Annotated in this window: 28 protein-coding genes and 1 pseudogene; 15 read left to right on the top strand and 14 right to left on the bottom strand. The window is 64.6% G+C overall.

Annotation, left to right across the window (positions count from 1 at the left end; translation table 11 throughout):
- Nucleotide 1: 1 nt before the first annotated feature.
- The 5 genes and pseudogenes from DD559_RS17800 to DD559_RS20205 form a co-directional block, all read right to left on the bottom strand.
- The gene (locus DD559_RS17800; protein ID WP_116470350.1) at nt 2-427 is read right to left on the bottom strand and encodes a hypothetical protein; all 426 of its coding nucleotides are present in this window, start codon (nt 425-427) and stop codon (nt 2-4) included.
- 53 nt (nt 428-480) lie between these two features.
- Nucleotides 481-843 (bottom strand): hypothetical protein, encoded by a 363-nt coding sequence (locus tag DD559_RS17795; protein ID WP_116470349.1) that lies wholly within the window; start codon nt 841-843, stop codon nt 481-483.
- A 66-nt stretch (nt 844-909) separates the two neighbouring features.
- The gene (locus DD559_RS20210; protein WP_240610324.1) at nt 910-1,212 is read right to left on the bottom strand and encodes a hypothetical protein; all 303 of its coding nucleotides are present in this window, start codon (nt 1,210-1,212) and stop codon (nt 910-912) included.
- Nucleotides 1,213-1,230: 18 nt separating this feature from the next.
- Nucleotides 1,231-1,284 (bottom strand): annotated as a pseudogene (locus DD559_RS20420) (hypothetical protein); the annotation flags it as partial.
- Nucleotides 1,274-1,771, bottom strand: coding sequence for a hypothetical protein (locus tag DD559_RS20205; protein WP_240610323.1), 498 nt, complete (start codon nt 1,769-1,771; stop codon nt 1,274-1,276). The gene DD559_RS20205 and the pseudogene DD559_RS20420, both read right to left, overlap by 11 nt.
- A gap of 13 nt (nt 1,772-1,784) precedes the next feature.
- Here DD559_RS20205 and DD559_RS17785 point away from each other — a divergent pair, with 13 nt between their 5' ends.
- Nucleotides 1,785-2,270, top strand: a complete 486-nt coding sequence (locus DD559_RS17785) for a hypothetical protein (RefSeq protein WP_133243855.1) — start codon at nt 1,785-1,787, stop codon at nt 2,268-2,270.
- A gap of 210 nt (nt 2,271-2,480) precedes the next feature.
- On the opposite strand, the gene DD559_RS17780 is transcribed toward DD559_RS17785, so the two are convergent.
- Together DD559_RS17780 and DD559_RS17775 are read right to left on the bottom strand one after the other, a co-directional pair.
- Complete coding sequence (locus tag DD559_RS17780) at nt 2,481-3,155, bottom strand: hypothetical protein (protein ID WP_116470346.1); 675 nt, start codon at nt 3,153-3,155, stop codon at nt 2,481-2,483.
- Entirely contained in the window at nt 3,106-4,029 is a 924-nt protein-coding gene (locus tag DD559_RS17775) for a DNA-processing protein DprA (RefSeq protein WP_116470345.1), read from the bottom strand. The genes DD559_RS17780 and DD559_RS17775 overlap by 50 nt, the downstream gene beginning before the upstream one ends.
- Before the next feature lie 411 nt (nt 4,030-4,440).
- On the opposite strand from DD559_RS17775, the gene DD559_RS17770 reads away from it, so the two are divergent.
- Complete coding sequence (locus DD559_RS17770; protein WP_116470344.1) at nt 4,441-4,815, top strand: thermonuclease family protein; 375 nt, start codon at nt 4,441-4,443, stop codon at nt 4,813-4,815.
- Nucleotides 4,816-5,149: 334 nt separating this feature from the next.
- Here DD559_RS17770 and DD559_RS17765 read toward each other — a convergent pair whose 3' ends face one another.
- Nucleotides 5,150-5,557: a helix-turn-helix domain-containing protein gene (locus DD559_RS17765; protein ID WP_116470343.1), complete on the bottom strand. Its 408-nt coding sequence runs from the start codon at nt 5,555-5,557 to the stop codon at nt 5,150-5,152.
- 83 nt (nt 5,558-5,640) lie between these two features.
- Here DD559_RS17765 and DD559_RS20490 point away from each other — a divergent pair, with 83 nt between their 5' ends.
- From DD559_RS20490 to DD559_RS17730, 8 genes are all read left to right on the top strand, one after another.
- Nucleotides 5,641-6,036: a transcriptional regulator gene (locus DD559_RS20490; protein WP_116470342.1), complete on the top strand. Its 396-nt coding sequence runs from the start codon at nt 5,641-5,643 to the stop codon at nt 6,034-6,036.
- The gene (locus tag DD559_RS17755; protein WP_116470341.1) at nt 6,033-6,524 is read left to right on the top strand and encodes a hypothetical protein; all 492 of its coding nucleotides are present in this window, start codon (nt 6,033-6,035) and stop codon (nt 6,522-6,524) included. Before DD559_RS20490 ends, DD559_RS17755 begins: the two co-directional genes overlap by 4 nt.
- Nucleotides 6,521-6,817 (top strand): ogr/Delta-like zinc finger family protein, encoded by a 297-nt coding sequence (locus tag DD559_RS17750; RefSeq protein WP_116470340.1) that lies wholly within the window; start codon nt 6,521-6,523, stop codon nt 6,815-6,817. Before DD559_RS17755 ends, DD559_RS17750 begins: the two co-directional genes overlap by 4 nt.
- Before the next feature lie 104 nt (nt 6,818-6,921).
- On the top strand, nt 6,922-7,233 hold the full coding sequence (locus DD559_RS17745; protein WP_116470339.1) for a helix-turn-helix domain-containing protein: 312 nt from the start codon (nt 6,922-6,924) through the stop codon (nt 7,231-7,233).
- Nucleotides 7,230-7,511, top strand: coding sequence for a hypothetical protein (locus tag DD559_RS17740; RefSeq protein WP_116470338.1), 282 nt, complete (start codon nt 7,230-7,232; stop codon nt 7,509-7,511). Before DD559_RS17745 ends, DD559_RS17740 begins: the two co-directional genes overlap by 4 nt.
- Entirely contained in the window at nt 7,508-7,744 is a 237-nt protein-coding gene (locus DD559_RS17735) for a DUF2312 domain-containing protein (RefSeq protein ID WP_116470337.1), read from the top strand. Before DD559_RS17740 ends, DD559_RS17735 begins: the two co-directional genes overlap by 4 nt.
- Nucleotides 7,745-7,746: 2 nt before the next feature.
- Nucleotides 7,747-7,896 (top strand): hypothetical protein, encoded by a 150-nt coding sequence (locus tag DD559_RS19905; RefSeq protein WP_165831139.1) that lies wholly within the window; start codon nt 7,747-7,749, stop codon nt 7,894-7,896.
- 109 nt (nt 7,897-8,005) lie between these two features.
- Complete coding sequence (locus DD559_RS17730; RefSeq protein ID WP_165831138.1) at nt 8,006-8,236, top strand: helix-turn-helix transcriptional regulator; 231 nt, start codon at nt 8,006-8,008, stop codon at nt 8,234-8,236.
- Nucleotides 8,237-9,123: 887 nt separating this feature from the next.
- Here the strand turns inward: DD559_RS17730 and DD559_RS17720 are convergent.
- Nucleotides 9,124-13,263, bottom strand: a complete 4,140-nt coding sequence (locus DD559_RS17720) for a trifunctional serine/threonine-protein kinase/ATP-binding protein/sensor histidine kinase (RefSeq protein WP_116470334.1) — start codon at nt 13,261-13,263, stop codon at nt 9,124-9,126.
- Between the two features lie 148 nt (nt 13,264-13,411).
- A complete protein-coding gene (locus tag DD559_RS19900; protein WP_165831137.1) occupies nt 13,412-13,552 on the bottom strand; it encodes a hypothetical protein in 141 nt (46 codons plus the stop codon).
- Nucleotides 13,553-13,597: 45 nt separating this feature from the next.
- On the opposite strand from DD559_RS19900, the gene DD559_RS17710 reads away from it, so the two are divergent.
- From DD559_RS17710 to DD559_RS17700, 3 genes are all read left to right on the top strand, one after another.
- Nucleotides 13,598-14,614: an adenosine deaminase gene (locus tag DD559_RS17710; protein WP_116470332.1), complete on the top strand. Its 1,017-nt coding sequence runs from the start codon at nt 13,598-13,600 to the stop codon at nt 14,612-14,614.
- Nucleotides 14,614-15,129: a phosphoribosyltransferase gene (locus tag DD559_RS17705; RefSeq protein WP_116470331.1), complete on the top strand. Its 516-nt coding sequence runs from the start codon at nt 14,614-14,616 to the stop codon at nt 15,127-15,129. The genes DD559_RS17710 and DD559_RS17705 overlap by 1 nt, the downstream gene beginning before the upstream one ends.
- 129 nt (nt 15,130-15,258) lie before the next feature.
- Nucleotides 15,259-15,846, top strand: a complete 588-nt coding sequence (locus tag DD559_RS17700; RefSeq protein ID WP_116470330.1) for a CC0125/CC1285 family lipoprotein — start codon at nt 15,259-15,261, stop codon at nt 15,844-15,846.
- A 91-nt stretch (nt 15,847-15,937) separates the two neighbouring features.
- Here the strand turns inward: DD559_RS17700 and secA are convergent, their stop codons facing one another.
- From secA to DD559_RS17685, 3 genes are all read right to left on the bottom strand, one after another.
- Nucleotides 15,938-18,682, bottom strand: a complete 2,745-nt coding sequence (secA, locus tag DD559_RS17695) for a preprotein translocase subunit SecA (protein WP_116470329.1) — start codon at nt 18,680-18,682, stop codon at nt 15,938-15,940.
- Nucleotides 18,683-18,807: 125 nt separating this feature from the next.
- Nucleotides 18,808-19,068, bottom strand: coding sequence for a hypothetical protein (locus DD559_RS17690; protein WP_116470328.1), 261 nt, complete (start codon nt 19,066-19,068; stop codon nt 18,808-18,810).
- Between the two features lie 473 nt (nt 19,069-19,541).
- The gene (locus DD559_RS17685; protein ID WP_240610322.1) at nt 19,542-20,186 is read right to left on the bottom strand and encodes an energy transducer TonB; all 645 of its coding nucleotides are present in this window, start codon (nt 20,184-20,186) and stop codon (nt 19,542-19,544) included.
- 57 nt (nt 20,187-20,243) lie between these two features.
- Between DD559_RS17685 and argJ the strand changes: the two genes are divergently transcribed.
- Together argJ and DD559_RS17675 are read left to right on the top strand one after the other, a co-directional pair.
- Complete coding sequence (gene argJ / locus DD559_RS17680) at nt 20,244-21,470, top strand: bifunctional glutamate N-acetyltransferase/amino-acid acetyltransferase ArgJ (RefSeq protein ID WP_116470326.1); 1,227 nt, start codon at nt 20,244-20,246, stop codon at nt 21,468-21,470.
- Between the two features lie 6 nt (nt 21,471-21,476).
- Nucleotides 21,477-22,271 carry an inositol monophosphatase family protein gene (locus tag DD559_RS17675; RefSeq protein ID WP_116470325.1) on the top strand — a complete coding sequence of 265 codons (795 nt, stop codon included), beginning with the start codon at nt 21,477-21,479 and terminating at the stop codon, nt 22,269-22,271.
- 52 nt (nt 22,272-22,323) lie between these two features.
- Here the strand turns inward: DD559_RS17675 and trxA are convergent, their stop codons facing one another.
- Nucleotides 22,324-22,644 carry a thioredoxin gene (gene trxA, locus DD559_RS17670; RefSeq protein WP_116470324.1) on the bottom strand — a complete coding sequence of 107 codons (321 nt, stop codon included), beginning with the start codon at nt 22,642-22,644 and terminating at the stop codon, nt 22,324-22,326.
- Between the last annotated feature and the right edge of the window lies 1 nt (nt 22,645).

Genomic DNA, 22,645 nt, shown 5'->3' with positions numbered 1-22,645 from the left:
ATCAGGTGCGGCTATGGGCGGATCGGTGCGCGGCGTGATCCATCATCACGCCTGCAGCCATCACCAGCACCATCGGCACGCCCCAAAAGCTTTCCAGCACCCGATAGATCACCGGGGTATGCTCAGGGATCAGGATCGCCGAGAGGTGCGCAAGGACGCCATTTCCCTGCAGACCGACGATCCAGATCGGCCACCATCGCCGACTGACCAGCATGATCGCCACGAACGCCACCAGCAACGCGCCGTCCAGCCAAAGCTTGAACCAGGGCGAGGTCGCCAGTTCCAGATCGACGGAACCAACCACGCGTCCGGCCAGGATGACAGCCATGATCAGCGCGCCAGCCAGCCGCCCCTCCCATCCGCCGTGCACGGCAGCTGCGCCACAACAGATAAAGGCCAGCGAAATATAGAGGTACACGATCAGCATGGCCAGGCGCACTCCATCAACGGCACCGGACCACGCCAACTAGCACGTTCGGCTTATACGGCCACGGCCGTATTGGCCGCGTCCGCGCTGATGAAAAACTCACTCGCCTTCCTCGCGGGAAGCGGGTTGTCACAGCCCACGTCCACGGTTTCCAGATTGCTGCCGCGCTTCAGCACCGTCATCCGCTTCATGGCTTCCACCATGTCACCGCGCCCCTTCACCACGTTGCGCAGCCCGTCCGTAACATTGTCCAGCAATCGCTGGCGCTCCGTCGCAGTCAGGTTAGACGTCTGGGCGGTTTCCAGCATGGTACCTAACAGGCGCGCACCGCTCGCCAGAGCGCTGTCAACGGAGGCGAAGGTCGTGCGAAGATCGGCCGCGATCACCATGGCAGCACCGGTATTGAAATCGTGCATGGACAAAGCTCCCCTGATCGCACCGGCAGCGGCCGGCGCGTTTGTTCGCGTTGCAGTCGATAATCTTCAGAGGATGGCCAGAAGCCCCATGAACGTTGTCGCGATAGCAAGCAGTGTCGCCAGACCGGCAAGGGCAATCCTTGTCGAATATAGCAGCTTCTCCGACATGCTCAGGTTGTTGGCCGATCCTCCCATCGGGATCGGGAACAAGGCGTGATTCAGCCACGCCAGCCCCGTCCCACCCGCACCTTTCGTCGTTTCGGCAGGCGCCGCAACCGGCTCCGATTGCGATGGTAATTTTTGCGGTACCTTCTGGGAGAGGTATTTTCGCGCAGCGTCTCGGCGGTTTGGGGCGTCCAGCTTCTCCATCGCGGTCGTGACATATGCGTCCACCGATCGAGGCGAGATCCCAATCTGAAGCGCGATCTCCTTAGACGACATCCCCTGCGCGACCAGTTCCAGGCACGCCGCTTGCCGTTCTGATAGGCCCCGATTCGAAACCACATCCTCCCCCCAATGCTTGATAGGTCCACATTGGATCATTGCCATGAACAGGATCGGGTGGGGAGTCATGCGGAGGGATGCGATCTTTACCAATCGCAAAAAGAACAAGGTCCACGCCGTACTGGAGATGGCAGGCAGCCGCGCCGAGCCCGAGTGATTCGCACACTTCGATCGCATCGCGGATCGAAAGGACTGCGCCGATGGCCGCCTCTCTAGCTGAAATCCTTTGCTTCATTCCTTTGCAGAAGGCTCTTTCAGCCTGATATTCAATCATATTTATAACCATTTCGGTTGTTTCCACGCACATAGTCTCGTCTTGAAACAAGGGGTTATTGCTGCGGAGCCACCTTTTGCGCCCTAGAAACTTCAATCCCCTTGGCGAGAAAGCACATTGTTGCTTAAATGTGTCTGCGAATTTGCGCATAGGAGGGGCATTTATGTTGAAGTTAATGATTTGCGGCCTTTTGGCCGCAACTTCTGTCTCTGCGTCCGCACAAGATGCAGCGGCAGTGGCTCCGGCACAGGCCAGCCGCACCATGCCGGCGAACACGCTGCTTGTCGTGACCCCGGCAGAAGAGATCAGCTCGAAAAAGATCGACGTCGGCAGCAAGGTGAAGTTCGTCACCATCGGCGATATCACCGAACAGGGCGCCGTTGTTATCCCACGCGGATCGATGGTCAGCGGAGACATCACCTTCAAGACCGGCAAAGCCATCGGGGGCAAATCCGGCAAGTTCGAAGTGGCGTTTCGTACCGTGCAGGTGCGCGGCACCGAGTACGCGCTGACTGGCGTCCACCGCCAGGAGGGCAAGGGCAACACCGCAGCAGCGCTGCTGGGCTCGATCCTCGTGTCCGGCCGATCTGCCGTGATGAAGCCAGGCGACGAAGGACGCGCGTTCACCGCCGCTCCAATTCCGTACTGATCCACATACGCCGCCGGCCATCAGTTGGTCGGCGGTTCCGTCTCAGTAGGCGAAAGCCACTAATACCTTCGAGGGGAGGCTGGCCACGACCAGAATGTGACGTTCGTCGGCTGCGCCTCCAAAGGCAGCTTTTTCCAAAAGCCGACGTCTAGCGCTTCCCAACTGTTCATCGAAGTGCCCAAAAAATGGGCATGAGCCATCGCGATTGCCTCAGAGGTCGCCGAGGCTGCCGAACGCCTCGAAATCGGCCGAATGGTCGACGGCGCGGCGAGCGGCGAAGATTCCCCAGACCGGTACCCCCGGAAACCGGTCCTGCAGCAGCCGGCGGCATGCGACGAAGCTGCAGCCCGTCGTGATCACGTCGTCGATCAGGATGATGTTCTGCGGCGCGGGCGCGCACTGCGCTTCCACTATGGTCAGCGTCGCGCGCAGCTGGTCTGGATCGAGCCGCTGCTCGCTCTCGTGCTGCGGCTGCCGTGCGGCGATCGGTTCGATCAACTCGCGCACATTGGCGTTCGGTGACACCAGCCGCGCGATCTCCGCCATGCGTGGATCGTGCTCGGGATCGGTTCGCAACTTGGACGGGGGGATCGGCACCAGCGTCACGATCCCATAGGATTGCGGATTTATCGCGCCCCGGATCGCCGCCGCCACCCGCGACATGTCGCGCACCTTGTACTGCCACTGCTGCGTATGCCGCAGGCTCGGCTTCTTCTTGATGTTGGTGATGATCTGGTTGGTCGAGCTGTGACTGTACCCGCCGCGAGCGGTATACTCGCCGAAAAAGTAGCATTCATGTTCGGCCGTCAGGTACCAATGGTCCTGACGCTCGAGATCACCGATCTTCCGTATCTGCGGAGACCAGCTCGCGTCTAACGTCGGCATAGCTGTGGATCCTGATCGCTCCCTGTTCCTCGAAACGGGCCGGCCAGGTGAGATCCTTCCGTTCGAAGCAGCTGTTCATGATGAAGAGTTTACGGCCCTGGCGCAGCGCTTCGCGGGCCTGCACCAGTGTCCCCGACGTCTCGCCCGCCTCGACGATGATAGTCGCCTGGGTCAGTGCCGACATCAGTTTGTTGCGCTCGGGGAAGAAGAACCGGTTCGAGCGGAAATCCTGCGCGTCATAGCGCAGCACCGGGACCTGGCTGATCAGCAGATGGTCGCGGGCGATCTGCTCCTGCAGCGCCGCATTAGCCTTCGGATAGACCTTGCCGAGCGGCGTGCCGATCACTCCGATGGTGCGGCCGCCGGCCGCGATCGCCGAGCTGTGCGCGGCGGTGTCCACGCCTTCGGCCAGCCCCGAGACCACCGTGAAGCCGTCCCTGACCAGCCGATAGGCAAGCGTCTGGGTGCGCTCTATCCCGAGCGGCGACGGCTTGCGGGTGCCCACCACCGCCACCGCCGGCAGAGTCACCAGGTCCCAATCGCCCTGGATGTAGAGCAACTCCACCGGATCGGCGGCATCGCGGAGGCGCTCGGGATATTCCCATTCGCCGTGAATGCGGATGTCGAAACGCTGTCGAGTACGTTCGCGCAGCTTGGCGAGCACGCGGCTGCCGACTTCCCGAGCCTGGGTCTCCGGGACCAGATGCGAGGGGCGCGAGCCAGGCGAGCCGCGAAACCGCTCGGCGATGGATTTGAAACTGGCGTTATGCTCGCACCACAGCGCCTCATAGGCGCCGATCTCGAGCGCGGCGTCGATTGACCCCGAAATTAGGTTGCTGCGGTCGCCGACGCTCCACAGAGTCGATTGATGCATCCGCTTCTAACTCCCCGTCACACGATAAGACGCAAGCCAAGGCTGGACGCAACGGGAAAATCGCCTCAGCTCGGCGCCAGGATGTAGAACATTGAGCGAACAGATTCAAGCGGCGGCGCTCCGCCCGGGCCCATCATATGGATTCAAGCGGCGATTTCGGTTACCCCTGCCTCCGTCGTTCGGGCGCTGCCGTGTAGAACCTGGCCCATAGCTCCTCCCGCGCTTCATGCTGGTCCAGCGTACCACCTCACTGTGGGATCAAACACCTAGTGACAGAAGTCGCCTAGGGCTCAATCGATCTGCAACGGCGGCTTCGTCCCAGTCCCTTCCGAAGTTCGCACCGCTTTAAGAACGATTCGTAAATGAGATCTCCCGCTTGCGACGGGCCGAGGAACGGTGAAAGCGGGAGCGATGATGATCCTTGCCGCTGCCTGCGTTCTCATTGCTATCGATGGTGACACCCTCCGTTGCGGGCGAGAACGCATCCGCTTGGTAGGTATCGACGCACCGGAGCTGCCAGGCCATTGCCGGCGCGGCCGACGGTGCGTGTCGGGCGATCCATGGCAGGCGAAGACCGCCCTCACGCTGGCAATCCGGGGCCAGGCCGAAATCAGAAGGTTCGGATTCGATCGTTATGGCCGCACCTTGGCGAGCGTGCGCGTGAATGGTCGCGATCTAAGTTGCCATCAAATCACCACTGGCAACGCGTCCTATGTTGCCCGGTGGGATCCAGCGCACGTCATCTTCGCAACCTGCACCAAGTCGATCGGCCTTTCCCGCCCCTGAAGTAGCTGGCGGTGCTGATCGCCAAAGGCGAACCGCGCCGTATCTCACCGTCACACCCCGGGACATTTCGCATGAACGCGTCCCAATAACCCGATGAAATACCCGAAAAGTTTTCCCTTTCCTACACAGTCAGCCCCCCGATAATAGAACATACAAAGAACATTTCAGCCAAGGGGCGCGTTAATGTGTAAGGAAGTACGACGATTGACGCCGGGATGCGAACATGGGTGCGCGACGTGCGAAGTTTCGTGCGCCGTGTTCGCCGCATTGCGCGATGATCTATGGCGGGAATTGGAGCAGCTGCACCGGGATCGGGCGCTGCACCCTCACCGGGCTACGGCGCGAGATCTCGAAGCTGCGAAAGAGCTGCTGGCAAACGCCGAGCGAGAATTTGAGCGCGCTCGTCCTCTGTCGCGTTCTCCGGGAGGATGCGCAGCATGGCCCGGAACATCGCGGCAAGCGCGTCCTCACTAGGGAGCGCAACCTGCATAGTGACAAACTGGACCGGGCGTTCCGGTTCGATAATCGGGGCGTCCGGCGAAGGATCATCGGTTTCACCGAGAAGGAAGCTCGGAGACGTGCGCAGGGCACGCGCAATCAGATGGATGTGCTTGGTTCCATACGCGCCGCCGGTCGCCAGCTTGTTGACGGCTGTTTGCGAGATGCCCACGCGTCGCGCCAGTTCTGACTGGCTTATCCCGCGTTCAGCGAGAAGAGATCGGAACCTTTCGGCGGAGAACATGGTCTGACGCTACACCTTGGGTTGTAGAGCGGTACAAAACTTTACGGGTTGACCATCTACCACCTTAGTTTTAGACGGCGTTTATGGCTCGAACCGTCAATCCGCAAACCGCTCTGCGCCTCGCCACGGAAGTGGCAGGATCCCAATCCGCTATGGCGCGCATCTGCGCGGTATCGCAGGCGGCAGTTTGGAAGTGGCTCACCAAAGGCAAGCGCCTCCCAGCCGAACATGTTTTAAGTGTTGAACGCGCTACGGGCGTCTCTCGCTCGCTCCTCCGCCCAGACCTCTATCCCGACACTCTCCATTTAAGCCATGCACCGCGCGTGGTCGCGTGCGATACCCCGGTGTCATCGAACGCCTACAACTTTTCCGATAGCCCCGCGGGTCGCACTGCGGCGGAGGCTACGGCGGCTTTGGCCGACCGGAGCCCCATCCTTCCCCATGGACGGTCCCCGCTCGATCGGGGCCAACCCGCATGACGAAGGCGCGTGTTCCGGGCACCTGGTCCGCCGCCGTCACGCGGATCGCCGATCATCTGGGCATCGCCGCCGCCGCGCGTGCCGCAGGCGTGGGCGAACGTACCATCTACAAATGGTCCGATCCCGATATGGCGACCACGCCCACACTGGCCCAAGCTCTCGCGCTCGATCTCGCCTTTGCGGACGCGGGTGGCGATGGTCTGCCGCTGCTCGCGATCTACCTGGCTGCCACCGAAGGCCGCGCGATCGCCGTCGAGCCGTGTCGCGAGGCGCTAGTCGAAGAACTTGCCAAAGCTTCTAAGGAGTTTGGCGAGGCGGTGGAACATTCGCTGGTCGCCGCGCGGCCCGCGGCCACGCGCACCCATGTGCTGCGCGCAATGACGGAAACAGCCGAGCTGGAACAGGCCACCAAAACGATCGCGCGCCGGCTGCGCGCCATGATTCGCCGCGGCGCGGGGCCGCAGCAAATAGCGGGGGGCTCCCGATGACCGTCAAACGACGCCTTTCCTTCACATGCCCAGAGTGCGGATCAGCAGTCATCTGCCGCACCAGCGAACAGATCACGCCCACCATCCGTGAGGCGCGGCTGCTCTGCGAGAATGACGATTGCGGGTGCGCATTCGTCGCGCAGATCATCGCGGTGCGCTTCGTCGTGCGCGGCATGAAGCCCAACCCCGCATTGCACCTGCCGGTGGGCAAGTGGCGCGAACCGGCCAATGATGACGCGCCGCCGGAGCCTGCAAATGACGACAGAGTCGCCGCCGACCTCGTGACCGGCTGATCCCTGCCGGCACCGCGCCGGCCCGAACCACCACCACCCGCCCAGCCCGGAGCCCCCGATTCCGGGAAGGGATTTCTGCTGCCCAAGAAAGGAAAGGACGCCACATGGCCACTACTCCCGGCACCTATCTCCGCCATCGCCGCGAAGCAGCGGGGCTATCCGTTGATGACGTCGCCGGCAGGATCGGCACCACGCCGCCGGTCAGCCTTCTCATGCGGGCGGAATGGGTGCGCCTGGTCGAAGCGGATCAGGCGCCGATCGGCGGAGACGTGCTGCGTGCGCTACGCGCCGCCTTCCCGTTCAACCAGCGCACCCTTCTACGACTGGGCGAGGCCGCCAGCGCAGCGGCGGATCGGCGCAAGGGGCGGCTTAGGGCGGCGCGAACCAAAGCCAAAGTGAGGCCGCGCGCGGCATGATCCGGCGCATTCCCCTCCGCGATGGGTACCGCGCTGCCCCTCTGCGTGCGCAGCACCCCGGCCGCGCCACCCGCTCCCAGCGGCTCCATGCCTCGCACTGCATCTGCGGCGCGTGCAGCAATCCGGCGGAGGCCCGCCCCTCCCACCGTGCGGCCTCGATCAGCCTGATCTTCCTGATCGGCCTGGCCGCTTCAACCGGCCTTCTATTCCTCGCCGATGCGACCACCGATGGCCCCGGCCTGCAGGTGATGATCGGCCAACCCGGAAAGCACCCATGAGCGACAATGTTTCTGCCGAGCGGCTGCGGCTGCTTATCGAACGGATCGAACGCCTTGAGGAAGAGAAGAAGGGCATCAGCGGCGATATCCGCGATGTCTACGCAGAGGCGAAATCCACCGGCTTCGACGTGAAGACGATGCGCACCATCGTCCGCCTTCGAAAGCTGGAAACGCACCACCGCGAAGAGGCGGAAATGCTGCTGGAAACCTACAAGCAAGCGCTGGGGATCTGACGATGCGTTCCCCGAAGCTCATGGTGCCGCTCGTCGGACCGCGCCTCCGCACCCAAGTACGAACGGCTGGCTTGGGCGTTCTCACGATCGGCGTGATGCTCGCCCTGCTCATGATCGCGATCGGCAACATCGTGCGCGAACGCCGCCGATAGCGCGCGGAGTGGCCCAGCCTTTGGTGGGCGAGCAACCCACTCTCTTCCCAACATCAGCCTAATGCGCCGCTCGCCGGCCAAAACACTCGAAAGCAGATCGATGTCCGAAATGACCCCCATCATAGCACGCAACAGCCAGCCCCCCAGGAGCAAGGGCCGCTTCCTGCGGATGCGCGACTTGGTCGGCGAACTGAAGCTCAGCGAATCGACAATCAACCGTCTGCACCGCCGGGGCGAGTTCCCCGCCAAGGTCCAACTCAGCCCCAACTGCACCGGCTGGTGGGAGAGCGAAGTTGAGGCCTGGAAGGATGCCCGAACCCGCACCGCCAGTCATCACTGATCAAAGGCCGGGGGGCCCAAATGGGGGCTCCATTGGAATTCCCATCCCATCAATAAATGTATTATCAAGGGGTTACAAGGTGAAGACAGAATCCTACTCGGGGAGCCATCTGCTGTTGTCGGGGCCGGTTACGACCGGTCCTCACAGTTTAAAGCTCTCACATTCTGCCCCCCTGCGAGTATATGCTGCCGAAGGGGCGCGGCGCGGAAGGCAGGAAAGCCAGAGCTTCCCGCCGGCTGAAATCCCGCCACGATTAGCGGCAGCCGACGCTTCCAGCACCGATCATCGGTTGCGCGGTACCATCTTCAAAGCAAGCGACCGAGAAGCGAGGCGTAGCATGGCATCTCATGCCACGCCTCTTCGATATCATCCGCCCGACGAATAGCATCGCCCGGTACACGCTTCGTAGACTCGGTCAGCATCGGAGAGACAGGCCGTATACCTGTTCTGGTCCGCGAAGAAATTCATGCAGGATTGCCGGTTGCGGCTCCGGACCATCTCACAGGATCTGATGCAAGCGGAGATGTCCGCTGCCATAACGCCTGCAGTCGGCATAACCATCGCTACAAAAATGGTAGCAACCTTCTTCAGCATATCGCTCTCCATTCATCGCGTCGGAATTTATCCGACAAATATGAACGTGTCTCGATAATCGGCTTTTGTAAATGCGCTAACGGAGAAACTTGGGCATTTGGAAGAGGTGTCGAGCTTCAGCGACTTCGACTAGCCAAACGCGGCGGCACCCGAATCGTATCAACGTAGTTAGAGACCATTTGCGCATTTGGCGGCGGAGGGCTGCCGAGGGATTTTTCGTCGTTCGCGCGACCAATGCGATGGGTGGATGGCACCAAGGCCACCGTCATGCCGGGCAGCGCCCGGAAGTCCGATCACGGCGGCCCGGCTTGAAGCGAATGTACGGGAAGACTGAAGCGAAAGACCGTGCCACCGCCGTCGGCTGTGTCGACGGACAGGACGCCGCCGTGCACGTCGATGATCGAACGGCAAATGGCGAGGCCCATGCCCATCCCCTTTCCCTTGGTGGTGTAGAGCGGCATGAAAATCTGCTCCCGCACCGCCGCAGGAATGCCATGGCCGGAATCTGCGACCCGGACGTGCAGTGCATCGCCCGCCAGTTCGGTTTCGATCGCGATCCGCCGATCCGCTTCCCGCACATCCGACAGGGCATCGAGCGCATTGGTGATGAGGTTGAGCATCACCTGCTGCAGTTGCACGCGGTCTCCCAGCACCTGCGCTTCCGCCGCACGAAGCTGGCAGCGGAGCGCGACATGCAGGGCATCGACTTCGGCCTGCGTCATGCGGACGACGTCTTCGATCAGCGGATCGAGCGCGATCGGCGCAAGCGTCGCATTATCCCGCCGGGCGAGCGACCGCAGCGAAGCGATGATATCCGCCGCGCGCCGTGCGCCGGCGCGGATACCCTGCAACCCTGCCACCGCTTCCGGAATGTCCGGCACATCGCGGCCCAACCACCGCATACTGGCATCCGCGCTGGCGATGATCGTGGCCAGCGGCTGGTTGACTTCGTGCGCGATAGACGCAGCCAGCCCGCCCATCATCGCAAGCTGCGAGGTCCGCGCCAATTCGATCCGCGCCAGGCGCAGCGCCTCGCCGGACCGGGTCTGGCGTTCGGCTTCGGTGGAAAGCCAGGCGTTGCGCTGGGCCACGGCGATCCAGGCAGCGGCCTGATCGGCGAACCTGCCGATCAACCCCAGATCGATATCGCGCGGATCAATCGTTGCGCCGGCGAAGCGGAGATGGATGCTCCCAAGACTGCGGCCATCGACGATCAACGGGCATCCCAAGGCGGTGCCGGCGGTCGCAGTCCGGTCGCCCGGCCCCTCCAGAAGCGTCGGCGTTTCGAGGCGCAACAGGCGGAACAGCAAGGCCTCGGCCAGGAAATCCTCGGTCGCGATCGCATGCGCCCGTTCCACCACCAGCCCATCGTCGCGACGGACGCCGATTGCCTCCACAATCGGTTCGTTGTCATGGAGGAGCAGCAGAATGCCGCCCGACGCACCGGCATGGGTCATCAGGGAAGAGAGCACGAGGGGCAACAACCGTTCGATGGTTCCCGCCTTCGCGACGACGCCGATCGATGCCAGCACCTCTTCCGGCGATGGAAACATCGTTCGGGGAGTCGGCACTGCGGGGGAGTCCCGCCCATCGGTGGCGAGCATCCGGGCCTTTGCCTCCGCTCCCCAGGCGCGATAGTCGGCGGCGGCGGATCGGCGATGGCTTTCCGCCAGGCTCGGCAAGCGCTCGGCCAGGCAATGGCGGGCGGCGCGCTCCTGAATGAGCGCACGTTCGTGAACGAAGCGCCCCGCCGCCGCCGCTGCGCCGTGATACAGGCGCAGCGCCTGAAGCCCTTCCCCCCGAAGCCGCGCCATCTCGGCCTCAACCAATTGCAGCTTGTGCCCGAAGGTTTCCGGATTCAGCGCTGCCCAGCGCGCCAGCCGCGCGCGATCGGGTTCGATCAGTGCCAAGGCCTCAACCGCATGGGCAGTGTCCGCATGGGCGAGCGCCTTGAAGAGGGCCAGATAGGCCAGGTCGATATGCGCAGGAAGCGCCCAGGCCACGGTTTCCGCTTCCGTCAGCAGCGCGCGCGCCGAGGCAGAGTCTCCAAACAGATAGGCTTCGATCCCGCGGTAGAGTGCGATCCAGAACGAGGTCGATGCCGAGATCGCCTCATCGGCGGGAACCACGATATCCACCGCGGTACCGCACCGTAATGCCTCGATCAGTCGCAGTTGCGCGAGCAGCAGGATCTCGATGTCGCGAAACCCGAAGCGCCGGGTCAGGGCGATTCCCTGGCTGGCCTCTCCCTGCGCCTCGACGAGCGGCCGGCCCATCTGCAGCAGATCGGAAACCACATGGTTTCTCGCGTAGCACGACATGGCCGCATCCCCGGTGGCGCGGCCCGTACCGATGGCCTGCCGGGCATATTCCAGTGCCTGATCGAACGGGCGGACCCAGGGCGCCAATTGATCGAGCGCCAGAAGCGTGGCGGTACGCTGCTCCTCGAAGCCGTGTCTGTCGACGATTTCCAAGGCAGCCTGGGCGTAGGCGAGGCCATCTTCGTGGCGGCCATATCGGCTTGCGATCATCACGCCATACCACGCCAGGCCATAAGCGGAGTGCGGGGTGATCCCGGACGAGACCGTCAGTTCGACGATCTTTGCGACATGGGTGAACAGCAGATCGCTGCCCGAGAACGTCGCCACGATCAGCGCCGAGAGCAGCGACGTCGTCACCTTCAGGACCGGGTCCTTCGACAGCGGCAATGCGCGCAGCTGGTGTGCCGGGTCTTCCTGCACCAACGCCCGGACGGTTTCATAGGCGCGGCTGCAATCCGCTTCGGAGGGGCTGCGGACGAGCGGCTGGCGCAACAGCGCCACCCCTTCGAGCGCCGCATCGATCGCACCTTCATAATCGGATTGCATCGTCCGCAGCGTCGCGAGCAACCGATAGGCCTGCCCCAGTTGCAACGGCGAGAGATCCTGTGTGACCAGATCCGCGACCGTGGCCTCCGCCGCCTGCATCAGGCCTCGCGCCAGCAGGCTCTCCGCCCGCAGCAGTTCGATCGCCGCCGCAAGCTTGGGCCTGCGTTCGCGCCCGTGATCGCGCAGGAGCTGCGCCGCCCCCTCGATATGGGCGGCGCTTTCGTCCACGAGGCCGGTGCGCAGGCTCTCGCGGCCGGCATGGAGGAGCAGACGAGCAAAGCGCAGCTGGTCGCGCGGGCGCAACAGATGTGCGCCCTCACCGGCGATCGCGCCCAACGCCTGCGCCGCAACGGCAGCAAGCGTCTCCTCGCCCCGCTGGAAGCGGCGGAGCATCAGTCGCGCCAGGCGCGCATGTTGCTGCGGCCGCCGGCTCGACCGGTTGAGCAGCCGTGCCGCTTCCAGGACCTGATCGTGCGCGAAGGCGACGCCCTGGGCGGCCGGCTTCAGCAGGCCGAAGGACATGAGCGTCGTGGCGGTCTGCGTCACCGCTGCCGTCGGGCGTTGCAGCGCCGCCGACAGCAACGCCGTCGTGGCACTGCCCCCCAGCAGATCCAGGATGCGCAGCAGGCGCTTCTCCTCGGGACGAAGGCGCTTCAGGCGGTGACGCATGAAGGCGAGGACATCGCCCTCCAGCTTGGCGAGCCCATCATCCTCGCCGCCCTGCACGGGCCCGGCGCCGACATCCGCCGCGTCGCCCATCGAACGCAGCAGATGCTCGATATAAAGGGGATTGCCCTCCGATCGGATGTGCACCGCCGTCGCCAGCGCGGTCAGGTCCGCAGGCGCGATCGGCAGCGCCTCGTTCAGCAGTTCGGCGGTGGCCGCCGCGCTGATCGGCGCCAGTGCGATCCTGGTCACCGGCAGCACGTCCGCCCTTTGCGGGAGGGGCATGGCGGGCTGGTCCGCCATGTTCCGGAACGTCGCGACGATCAGGATATTGGCCGCGGGTACCGAGTACAAATGCGTCAGGACGCCCAGCGTCAGGGCGTCCGCCCATTGCAGGTCGTCGAGGAACAGCACGAGCGGGCGATCTCCGGCGGCGATCGCCCGGATCAACGCGGCCAGGCTTTGCTGGAGCTGTTCCTTCAGCGCCGCCGCCGGCAGTATCGCGGGGCCGCCGCGGGTGCCCAGGATCGCCTCCGCTTCGGGCATCAGGCCGGCAACCACCCCGCCCTGCCCGCCCAGCGCGTCACGGATGCGCTCGGCCACGCTGTTGAACGTCGGATGATCCGCGACGAGCAGTGCGTCCAGCACCGCGCGGACAGCCTGAACGATCGCGCTGGTGGTCGCAGCAGGCGCCAGCTCGCATTTGCCGGACGCGATGTGAAAGGCCGCCGCTCCCGGCAACGCCAGGGCGCGGCGCACCAGGGTAGACTTGCCGATGCCCGGCGCACCGGAAATCAGCACGAGTTCCGACTGTCGACTCTGCCGGACCCGCGTGATCGCGTCGGTGAGCAGGGCCGTTTCCTGCAATCTGCCATATAGGCGGCGGGTGAACTCAGACATTCTTCCGAAGACGTCCCTGCCGAACGGTTAGCGGACGCCCCCATCAGCAGCCGGGATGCCCGCGATGGCCCATTGTAAGCGCAACGGCCGCCTCCGGCTTGTGCGAAACTGCTGTGTTTTGAACGGAACCACAGTTCGGCGAAGCCAGTCACCGCGCCAGCCACCCGGCGCAGCCGCGCAGCGATCGGGCAAACACGGCATCGTCGCTGGCGCATTCGTCAAGACCGTACCGCGCCTCGCGATAATCGACCGGGCTCTCATCGAGATGCGCCCAATAGGGCGGGCCCATGGGCTTGCGCTTGCGACTCGTCGACGCGGCTGCGATGCTTCGGGGATGGACGATCTCGACGCTTTCATCGCCGGCCTGCCCAAGGCCGAACTCCATCTGCATATCGAAGGCAGCCTGGAACCGGAACAGATGTTCGAATTCGCCCGGCGCAACGGCGTGGCGATTCCGTTCGACACGGTGGAGGCGGTTCGGGCCGCCTATGCGTTTTCGAACCTGCAGGACTTTCTGGACATCTATTATGCGGGCGCGGCGGTGCTGCGCACGGAAGCGGATTTCCGCGATCTCGCCCTCGCCTATTTCGAACGCGCCGCCGCCGACGGCGTACGCCATGCCGAGATTTTCTTCGATCCCCAGACGCACACCCATCGCGGCATTGCGTTCGGCACCGTGGCCGAGGGCCTGCTGGCGGGCATGGCGGAGGCCGAGACGCGGCTGGGCGTCACCTCGCAGTTGATCCTCTGCTTCCTGCGCCACCTGGACGAAGCGGATGCCTTCAAGACGCTGGCCGAAGCCGAACCCTGGCTGGATCGGATCGCCGGCATCGGGCTCGATTCGTCCGAGCTGGGCCATCCGCCGTCGAAATTCGCCCGCGTCTTCTCGGCAGCGGTCGAAAAAGGCTTGAAGCGCGTCGCCCATGCCGGGGAGGAAGGCCCGGCGGCCTATGTCCACGAGGCGCTGGATCTGCTAGGCATCGACCGGCTGGACCATGGCAATCGCAGCCTCGACGATCCGGTGCTGGTAACCCGGCTGGCCCGCACGGGCATGACGCTGACGGTCTGCCCGCTCTCCAATGTGAAACTGTGCAACGTTCCCGCGATCGATGCCCATCCGATCGATCGGATGCTGGCGCTGGGCCTGCGCGCCACGGTGAATTCCGACGATCCCGCCTATTTCGGCGGCTATATCGGCGAAAACTACCGCGCGGTGGCCCGTGGCCGCGGGCTCGACAAGGGCCAGCTCGCCATGCTCGCCCGCAACAGTTTCCTGGGGTCGTTCCTGCCGGACGATGCCGTGGCCACGCATTGCGCGGCGATTGACGCCTGGTTGGCGGAGGCCGCGTGATGGGCGAGATCGTCTTCACCCGCTTCACCCACGACCAGCTTGTCGCCGGCGTCCACGCCATCGCCGACGCAGTTTCCGCATGGTCCCCCAGCCTGCTGGTCGGGGTCGGCCGCGGCGGGCTGACGCCGGCCGTGTATCTTTCCCACCGAATCGGCCTGCCCTTGGTCTCCGTCGATCATTCGACGCGAATCGCGCCCTTCGGCGAAGAACTGGTGGCGGTGCTGGCTCGGCGCACCCGCGACGGCGAACGCCTGTTGTTCGTCGAGGACATCAACGACAGCGGCAAGACGATCGGCGAGTTGCGGGCAGCACTGGCGGCGGAAGGCGCGCTGGCCGCGCATGTCCGTTTCGCCGTGCTGCTCGACAATATCCGCTCCTCGCAACGGGTGGACTATCATGCGCATGTGATCGACCGGGCGGTGCAGAAGGACTGGTTCGTGTTCCCCTGGGAAGCGATGGCATCGCCGGAGGCGCTCAACCGGGATGCCCGCGAAGTACCCGAAAGGCTGGATTGACAGGTGCCGTTCAGCAACGGTCAATCGTACCTGTGCCACGCCTCGTCGCGTCACGCGCGGGAGAGTTTCGCCGGCCCGCGCGTTCGAGGGGCTTAGGCGAGTGTTTCGCTTTCAAGTGTCGGAGGAACAATGCCATTTTCATCACATAAGGGCCGGCGGCTGGCAGCACTCGGCCTGATGGTCGCGGGCAGCCTCTCGCTCGCTTCCTGCATGACCGCCACGCCGTATCAGCCCGCCTCGGCGAGCGGGTCGATCCGCAACGGCTATTCGGACGAGCAGATCGAGGAGAATCGCTTCCGGGTGAGCTTCTCGGGTAACAGCCTGACCTCGCGCGAGACCGTCGAGCGCTATCTGCTCTACCGCGCCGCCGAGCTGACGCTGCAGAACGGCTTTGACTATTTCGTCCTCGCCGATCGCGACACCGAGAAGAAGACTCAGACCTATACCACGCCCGGCGGATTCGGGGGATGGGGCGGCGCCTGGGGCCCCTATTGGCGCTTCCACAATCCCGGTTGGGGCTGGCGCGGCTGGGATCCGTTCTGGGGCGATCCCTTCTTCGGCCCGGGCTTCGATATCCGCACCGTGGATCGCTATGAAGCCTTTGCCGATATCGTGATGGGCAAGGGCCCCAAGCCGATAGACAATATCCGTGCGTTCGACGCGCGCGCGGTGAAGGAACGGCTGGGGCCGAAGATCCAGATGCCGCAGACCCGCTGATCGCGGAAGCAGATACAAAAAAGGGCGGCACCGGAGACCCCGGCGCCGCCCTTTTCTTATCCCCTCCCGCACGCGGAAGGGGGAACAGGCGTTACGCCACCTGGCCGTGGCAGTGCTTGTACTTCAGCCCCGAACCGCACGGGCACGGCGCGTTGCGGCTGACCAGTCCGACCCACTGGGCCGGATCCGTGCCATAGTCATCGCCCGCAGGCTGCGGGATGCCGAGCTGCGGGATCCGCGTCGTCACCAGCCCGGCCGAGCCGGCATCCCAGTCGGCGGTATTGTCCTCGCCGGTCAGCGGATCGATGTGCGTCGTCAGGAAGGCGGGCAGCTCGGGCAGTTCCGGCGGCGGCGCCATGCGGAACTGGGCGAAGGCCATGGTGCGGGTCACGTCCTCGCGGATCGTGTCGAGCATCCGCTGGAACATCGAAAACGCCTCGTGCTTGTATTCGTTGATCGGCGTCTTCTGCGCATAGGCGCGCAGGTGGACGACCTGGCGCAGCGCGTCGAGCATCGCGAGATGCTCCTTCCAGTGGTGATCCAGGTTCTGGAGCAGGATCGACTTCTCGATCGAGGTCCAGGTCTCCGGTTCCAGATCGGCCGATTTCTCGGCGATCGCGGCGTCGGCGGCTTCGCGGATGCGCTCTTCCAGGATCTCCGGATCGATCGCCTCCTCATCCTTCACCCACTGATCGACCGGCAGGTCGAGGTTGAGCGTATCGGCGAGCCGCGTCTTCAGCCCTTCGATGTTCCACTGCTCGGGATAACTGTTCGGCGGGCAGGCCTCACCGACGATCGCGTTGACCGTCTCGTGGCGCATGTCCTCCACCACCTGGCCGACCGTGTCGGCATCCATGATGTCGGCGCGCTGCTCGTAGATCACCTTGCGCTGATCGTTCATCACGTCGTCGTATTCGACGACCTGCTTGCGAACGTCATAGTTGCGCGCCTCCACCTTCTTCTGCGCGGTCTCGATTGCCTTGCTCAGCCAGCGCGATGGCGGCATCGCCTCGCCATCCTCCAGGCTGGAGCGCATCATGCGGGAGAACAGCGTGTTCGATCCGAAGATGCGCAACAGGTCGTCGTCGAGGCTGAGGTAGAAGCGGCTGAGGCCCGGATCACCCTGGCGGCCCGAGCGACCGCGCAGCTGGTTGTCGATGCGGCGGCTTTCGTGGCGCTCGGTGCCGAGCACGAACAGGCCGCCGGCCGCCTTCACCTTTTCCTTCTCCTCGGCCACCTCTGCCTTGATCCGCGCGATCGCGGCATCGCGCTCCGGCCCCTCGGGCATGTCGCGCAGTTCGTCCGCCACGCGGAATTCCACGTTGCCGCCCAGCTGGATGTCCGTGCCGCGACCGGCCATGTTGGTCGACACGGTCACCATGCCCAGCCGGCCCGCCTGCGCGACGATATGCGCCTCGCTCTCGTGGAAGCGCGCGTTGAGCACCTCGTGCTTCACGCCTTCACGGTGGAGGAACTCGGACAGCAGTTCGGACTTCTCGATCGAGACGGTGCCGACCAGCACCGGCTGGCCGCGCTCGGCATGGGCCTTGATCGTCTTGGCGATGCCGGCGAACTTGTCCTCGGTCGACTTGTAGAACGTGTCTTCCTCGTCGATCCGCTGCACCGGCAGGTTGGTCGGGATGGTGACGACGTTCATCTTGTAGATGTCGTAGAACTCGGCCGCCTCGGTGGAGGCGGTGCCGGTCATGCCGCCCAGCTTGGGGTACATGCGGAAATAGTTCTGGAAGGTGATCGAGGCCAGCGTCTGGTTTTCGGGCTCGATGTTGACGCCTTCCTTGGCTTCCACCGCCTGGTGCAGGCCGTCCGACCAGCGGCGGCCGTCCATCATGCGGCCGGTGAACTCGTCGATGATGACGATCTTGCCGTCCTTGACGATATAGTCGGTGTCGCGCTTGAACATCACGTTGGCGCGGAGCGACTGGTTCAGGTGGTGGACCACCTGGGTGTTCTCGAAATCATAAAGGTTGGCACCGAACAGCAGCCCGGCATCCTCGAGCATCCGCTCGACCTTCTCGGTGCCTTCCTCGGTCAGGACGATCGTGCGCTGCTTCTCGTCCTTCTCGTAATCCTCGGGGCTGAGCTGCTTCACCACCGCATCGACGCCCATATAGAGTTCCGAACGATCGTCGGTCGGGCCGGAGATGATCAGCGGGGTACGCGCTTCGTCGATCAGGATCGAGTCGACCTCGTCGACGATCGCGAAATTGAATGGACGCTGCACCATGCTCGCGCGATCGTACTTCATGTTATCGCGCAGATAGTCGAAGCCGAACTCGTTGTTCGTGCCGTAGGTGATGTCCGAGCCATAGGCGTCGCGGCGCTGCTGGTCGGTCAGGTTCGGTACGATCACGCCGGTGGTGAGGCCGAGGAAGCCATAGACCTGCGCCATCCACTCGGCGTCACGGCGGGCGAGATAGTCGTTGACGGTGATGACGTGGACGCCATCCCCAGGCAGCGCGTTGAGATAGGTGGCGAGCGTCGCCACCAGGGTCTTGCCCTCGCCGGTGCGCATCTCGGCGATCTCGCCGCGGTGGAGCACGATGCCGCCGACCATCTGCACGTCATAATGGCGCTGGCCGATCACGCGGCGGGCGGCCTCGCGCACGGTGGCGAAGGCTTCGGGCAGCAGATCGTCGAGCTTGGCGCCGTTGGCGAGCTGTTCGCGGAACTTGATCGTCTGCGCCGCCAGCGTGGCATCGTCCATCGCCTGGAGCGTGGGCTCGAAGCTGGCGATCTTCTGGACGATGGGCTTGAGCGACTTGACATAGCGTTCGTTGGACGAACCGAAAAGCGACTTGGCAATACCGCCGAACATGCGAATTCCTGACCTGTTGGGATTGGGTACGCGACGGCAGCCGAAAGCGGCGGGGCCATCACGGGCGTGCCGCGCAAGGCGCGCGGCGACGGGAGGAAGGACGGCCCGGCACGCGGGCCGGAAAGCTATTCGCGCCGCTGCTCGAAGGCGAGGCGAAGCGGAGGCAGCGGGGCCGCCGCGCGGTGGAACACCGGGATTTCGGCGATTCGCGCAGGCGCCGGCAAGGCGGCCGCATTCGCGACGAACTGGCGCGACGGCGCCACCGCCGCCTGCGCCGCTTCCGCCACGCGCACCACCGCCACGCCCTGAATCGGGCGCAGCCCACGCTCGCCCGACACGCCGGTCAAGCTCGCGAAAAGCGCAGTGAGGAGCAGCAGCAGTTCCAAGCGAAACCCTGTGGTACACGGTGGTGATGTCGCAACCGATCGGCAGCAACGCACGACACATAGGGATCGACGCACGGTTCGTCTAATCAAAAGCTGCGCGCGTCGGTCCTTGTCCAGGGCAGCTCTTTCCACGAGGTTGCGACGACGACGCTCCCGGAAAGCGGCCATCCTTGCAATCGGTGCCAGATGTTCGCCCGCGAAAGACTGTGGAATGCCCGCACACATCTCCGCCGGTCGCGGTGCGCTCGACCCACGGGCGCTTACGCGAAGGCTCACAGTTAACGCGCTTGCCGTCCGCGTCTGCGGCCGCGAGGACCTTGCCGCCGATCGTGCAGCTGAGCAGAAGGTCCGCGGTCAAAAATTCATATTCCACCCAACTGGAAAAGGGATGGAACAATGCTTCGCTACGCTGGAGCTTCAGCCTGGCCCACGCCTATTAAAGAGGGCGGCAAATGCTTGTCGAACCAGCCCGATCAGGGCCGAGGGACCGGATCGGCGCGAAACGAGACGATATACTCCGCCGCCTCCGCCTTGCTGCCGGCGCTCGCGTCCTCAAGGCTGCGCAGTTGCGCGCATGCGACCTTGTCCACCGCAGCGCTGCCGCTCGACTCTTCGATCCGACACTCGATTACCCGACGGTCCGGTCCGAAGCGGATCTCTGCCTTCGCAGGCTGCTTGTAGGTGGCAGGCAATGCGGCCACTGCCAGTTCGAGCATGCCAGGCGGAGGCGGCGCTTTCGAGCCCGCCGTTCCATCGACGCCGGTCCGCGTCGGCTTGGCTTTCCCCAAGCGCCAAGTGAAGCGGCCGGGGTAATTCGATGCCACCGCCTTGCCGCTGGCATCCCGGGCCGGGTCGAAGCGGGCACGGCGCATGAGCAGGAAGCATGCGCCATTGTCGAGGCCGGGATAGCCACTGGAGGCGGTGACATCACACTTGGTCGCGTGCCCCGACGGGTCGATCTGAAGCGTGAACGCCACGGTGCCTTCATGATGCTGGCGCGCATCCGCAGCGGGATAATCGTCGTTTGTAATCCAGGGCGTTGTGGTCCTCGGCTTTGCCCGCGTCACCGGAAGCACATCCTGCGCTTGCGCCGCCAGCAGCGCCATCACCAAAAACATTGATCTTTCTCCCCCCATGCACGAAGCACGCGCCGCATTCTAATCCGAGGCTTGCCCATGTCCACCAGCACCTCCCCGCTAGCGCTGCCCTTCCCTTCCCTGCCCGCGATCCCCGGCGTCAGCCTCCGTGTCGCCCGTGCGCGATATAAGAACTGGGATCGCTGCGACCTCACCTTTGTCACGCTCGATGAAGGCACCAGCGTCGCAGGCGTGCTGACGACGAGCAAATGCCCGTCGCCCGAGGTGGAGTGGTGCCGCAAGGCGCTGCCGCTCGGCACGGCACGCGCGCTGGTGGTGAATGCGGGCAATTCCAATGCCTTCACCGGCAATCGCGGGCGCGCCGCGGTGGAAGCGATCGCTGCGCGCACCGCGCAGCATCTCGGGTGCGAACCCTCCGACATCTTCGTCGCCTCCACCGGGGTGATCGGCGTGCCGCTGCCGATCGACAAGGCCGAGGCCGGGCTCGACGCCGCCTACACGGCCGAGCCCTGTGCGTGGGAAGACGCCGCCGCGACGATCATGACCACCGACACCTTCGCCAAGGGTGCAATGACTACCGCAGTAGTCGATGGTCGGACGGTCACGCTGGCCGGCATCATCAAGGGATCGGGCATGATCGCGCCGGACATGGCGACGATGCTCGGCTTTATCTTCACCGATGCTGCGGTGGACGCGATGTTCCTCCAGCGCGTGCTCAGCGAGGCCAACGGCACCAGCTTCTCGTGCATCACGGTCGACGGCGACACCTCGACCAGCGATACCGTACTCGCCTTCGCCACCGGCAAGGCGGGCAACATGCCGCTCGCCAACGATGACGATGCCGGCGCCGACGCCTTCCGTGCCGCGCTCGCCGATCTCTGCCGTAAGCTGGCGCTGCTCGTGGTGCGCGACGGCGAAGGCGCGCAGAAGCTGATCGAAATCACCGTCGAGGGTGCGGAGAGCGACCGCAGCGCGCACCGCATCGCCATGTCGATCGCCAATTCGCCGCTCGTGAAGACCGCGATCGCCGGCGAGGACGCCAATTGGGGCCGCGTGGTGATGGCGGTCGGCAAGGCCGGCGAGCCCGCCGAGCGCGACAAGCTCGCCATTCGCTTCGGCGCGACCCAGGTGGCGCAGGGCGGCCTCGCGGTCGAAGGCTATGACGAAGCGCCCGTCGCGGCGCATCTCAAGGGCCAGGAAATCGAGATCGGCGTGAACCTTGGCCTGGGCGAGGGCCGGGCGACGGTTTGGACCTGCGACCTCACCCATGGCTATATCTCGATCAACGCCGATTATCGGAGCTGACCGGCGATGCACCGCCATCACGCCGCCGTTTCGGCGCTGATCCGTACCGTGGCCGAGACGGTGGTACTGCCCCGTTTCCGCAACCTCGCCGCGCATGAAGTGCTGGAGAAGACGCCCGGCGAGCTGGTGACGATCGCCGATCGTGAAGCGGAGGAGCGGCTGTCCGAAGGCCTGTCGGCGATCGATCCCGCGGCGGCGATCGTCGGCGAAGAGGCTTGCGCCGCCGATCCGGCGCTGATGGCGCAGGCCATGGCGGCGCGGGCGTGGATCATCGATCCGATCGACGGCACCGCCAATTTTGCGAGCGGGCAGGCGCCGTTCGGGATCATGATCGCGCTCCTCGAGGCCGGTGATATCCGGGCGAGCTGGGTCTATGATCCGGTTGCCGGGCGGATGTGCCACGCCGCGGCCGGTGGCGGCGCATTTATCAACGACGCTCCGGTCCGCGCGCGGCAGAGCGGCGGCGCGCGCGCGCGGGCGGCAATCTCGAAGGTCGGCCAGTCCGCGGAAGACCATGCCGCCCGCACCGCGCGGTTCGCGCAGGCCTTCGACCTCACCCCGCTGCCGCGATGCGCGGCGGAGAATTATCCCCGGCTGGTGCTGGGCCAGAACGACGTCGCCATCTTCCGCCGGACGCTGGTGTGGGATCACGCACCGGGCGTGCTGTTCCTCGCCGAGGCCGGCGGCTATGTCGCCCGCTGGGACGGCAGCCCCTATCGGATCGGCGATGACGGCGTTGGCATTGTCGCCGCATCCACCCCGGCGCTCGGCAAGCAGGCGACCGCCTTGCTTTTCGGCTGAAGACGCGAACCCCTCCCGCGTGCGGGAGGGGACGCCAGACGAAGCAACGCGATCAGATTTCGCGTTCGATCCAGGCCTTGATCGCGCTCTTGGGCATGGCGCCTACCTGGGTGGCGGCCTGCTGGCCGTTCTTGAACAGGATCATCGTCGGGATGCCCCGCACGCCATATTTGGTCGGCGCGTCGGGATTGTCGTCGATGTTGATCTTGATGATCTGCACCTGCTCCGCCAGCTCTTCGGAAAGCTCCTCCAGAGCCGGTGCGATCATGCGGCAGGGGCCGCACCACTCCGCCCAGAAATCGACGAGCACGGGCTTGTCGGCCTGCAGCACATCCGCTTCGAACTTGGCATCGGTGGTCGCCACAGTGGCCATT

The sequence above is a fragment of the Sphingomonas pokkalii genome (genome assembly GCF_003096275.1).
Taxonomy (GTDB): Bacteria; Pseudomonadota; Alphaproteobacteria; order Sphingomonadales; family Sphingomonadaceae; genus Sphingomonas; species Sphingomonas pokkalii.
Note: the sequence above shows the minus strand (reverse complement) of the source record. Positions and strands in the feature narration are given on the sequence as shown.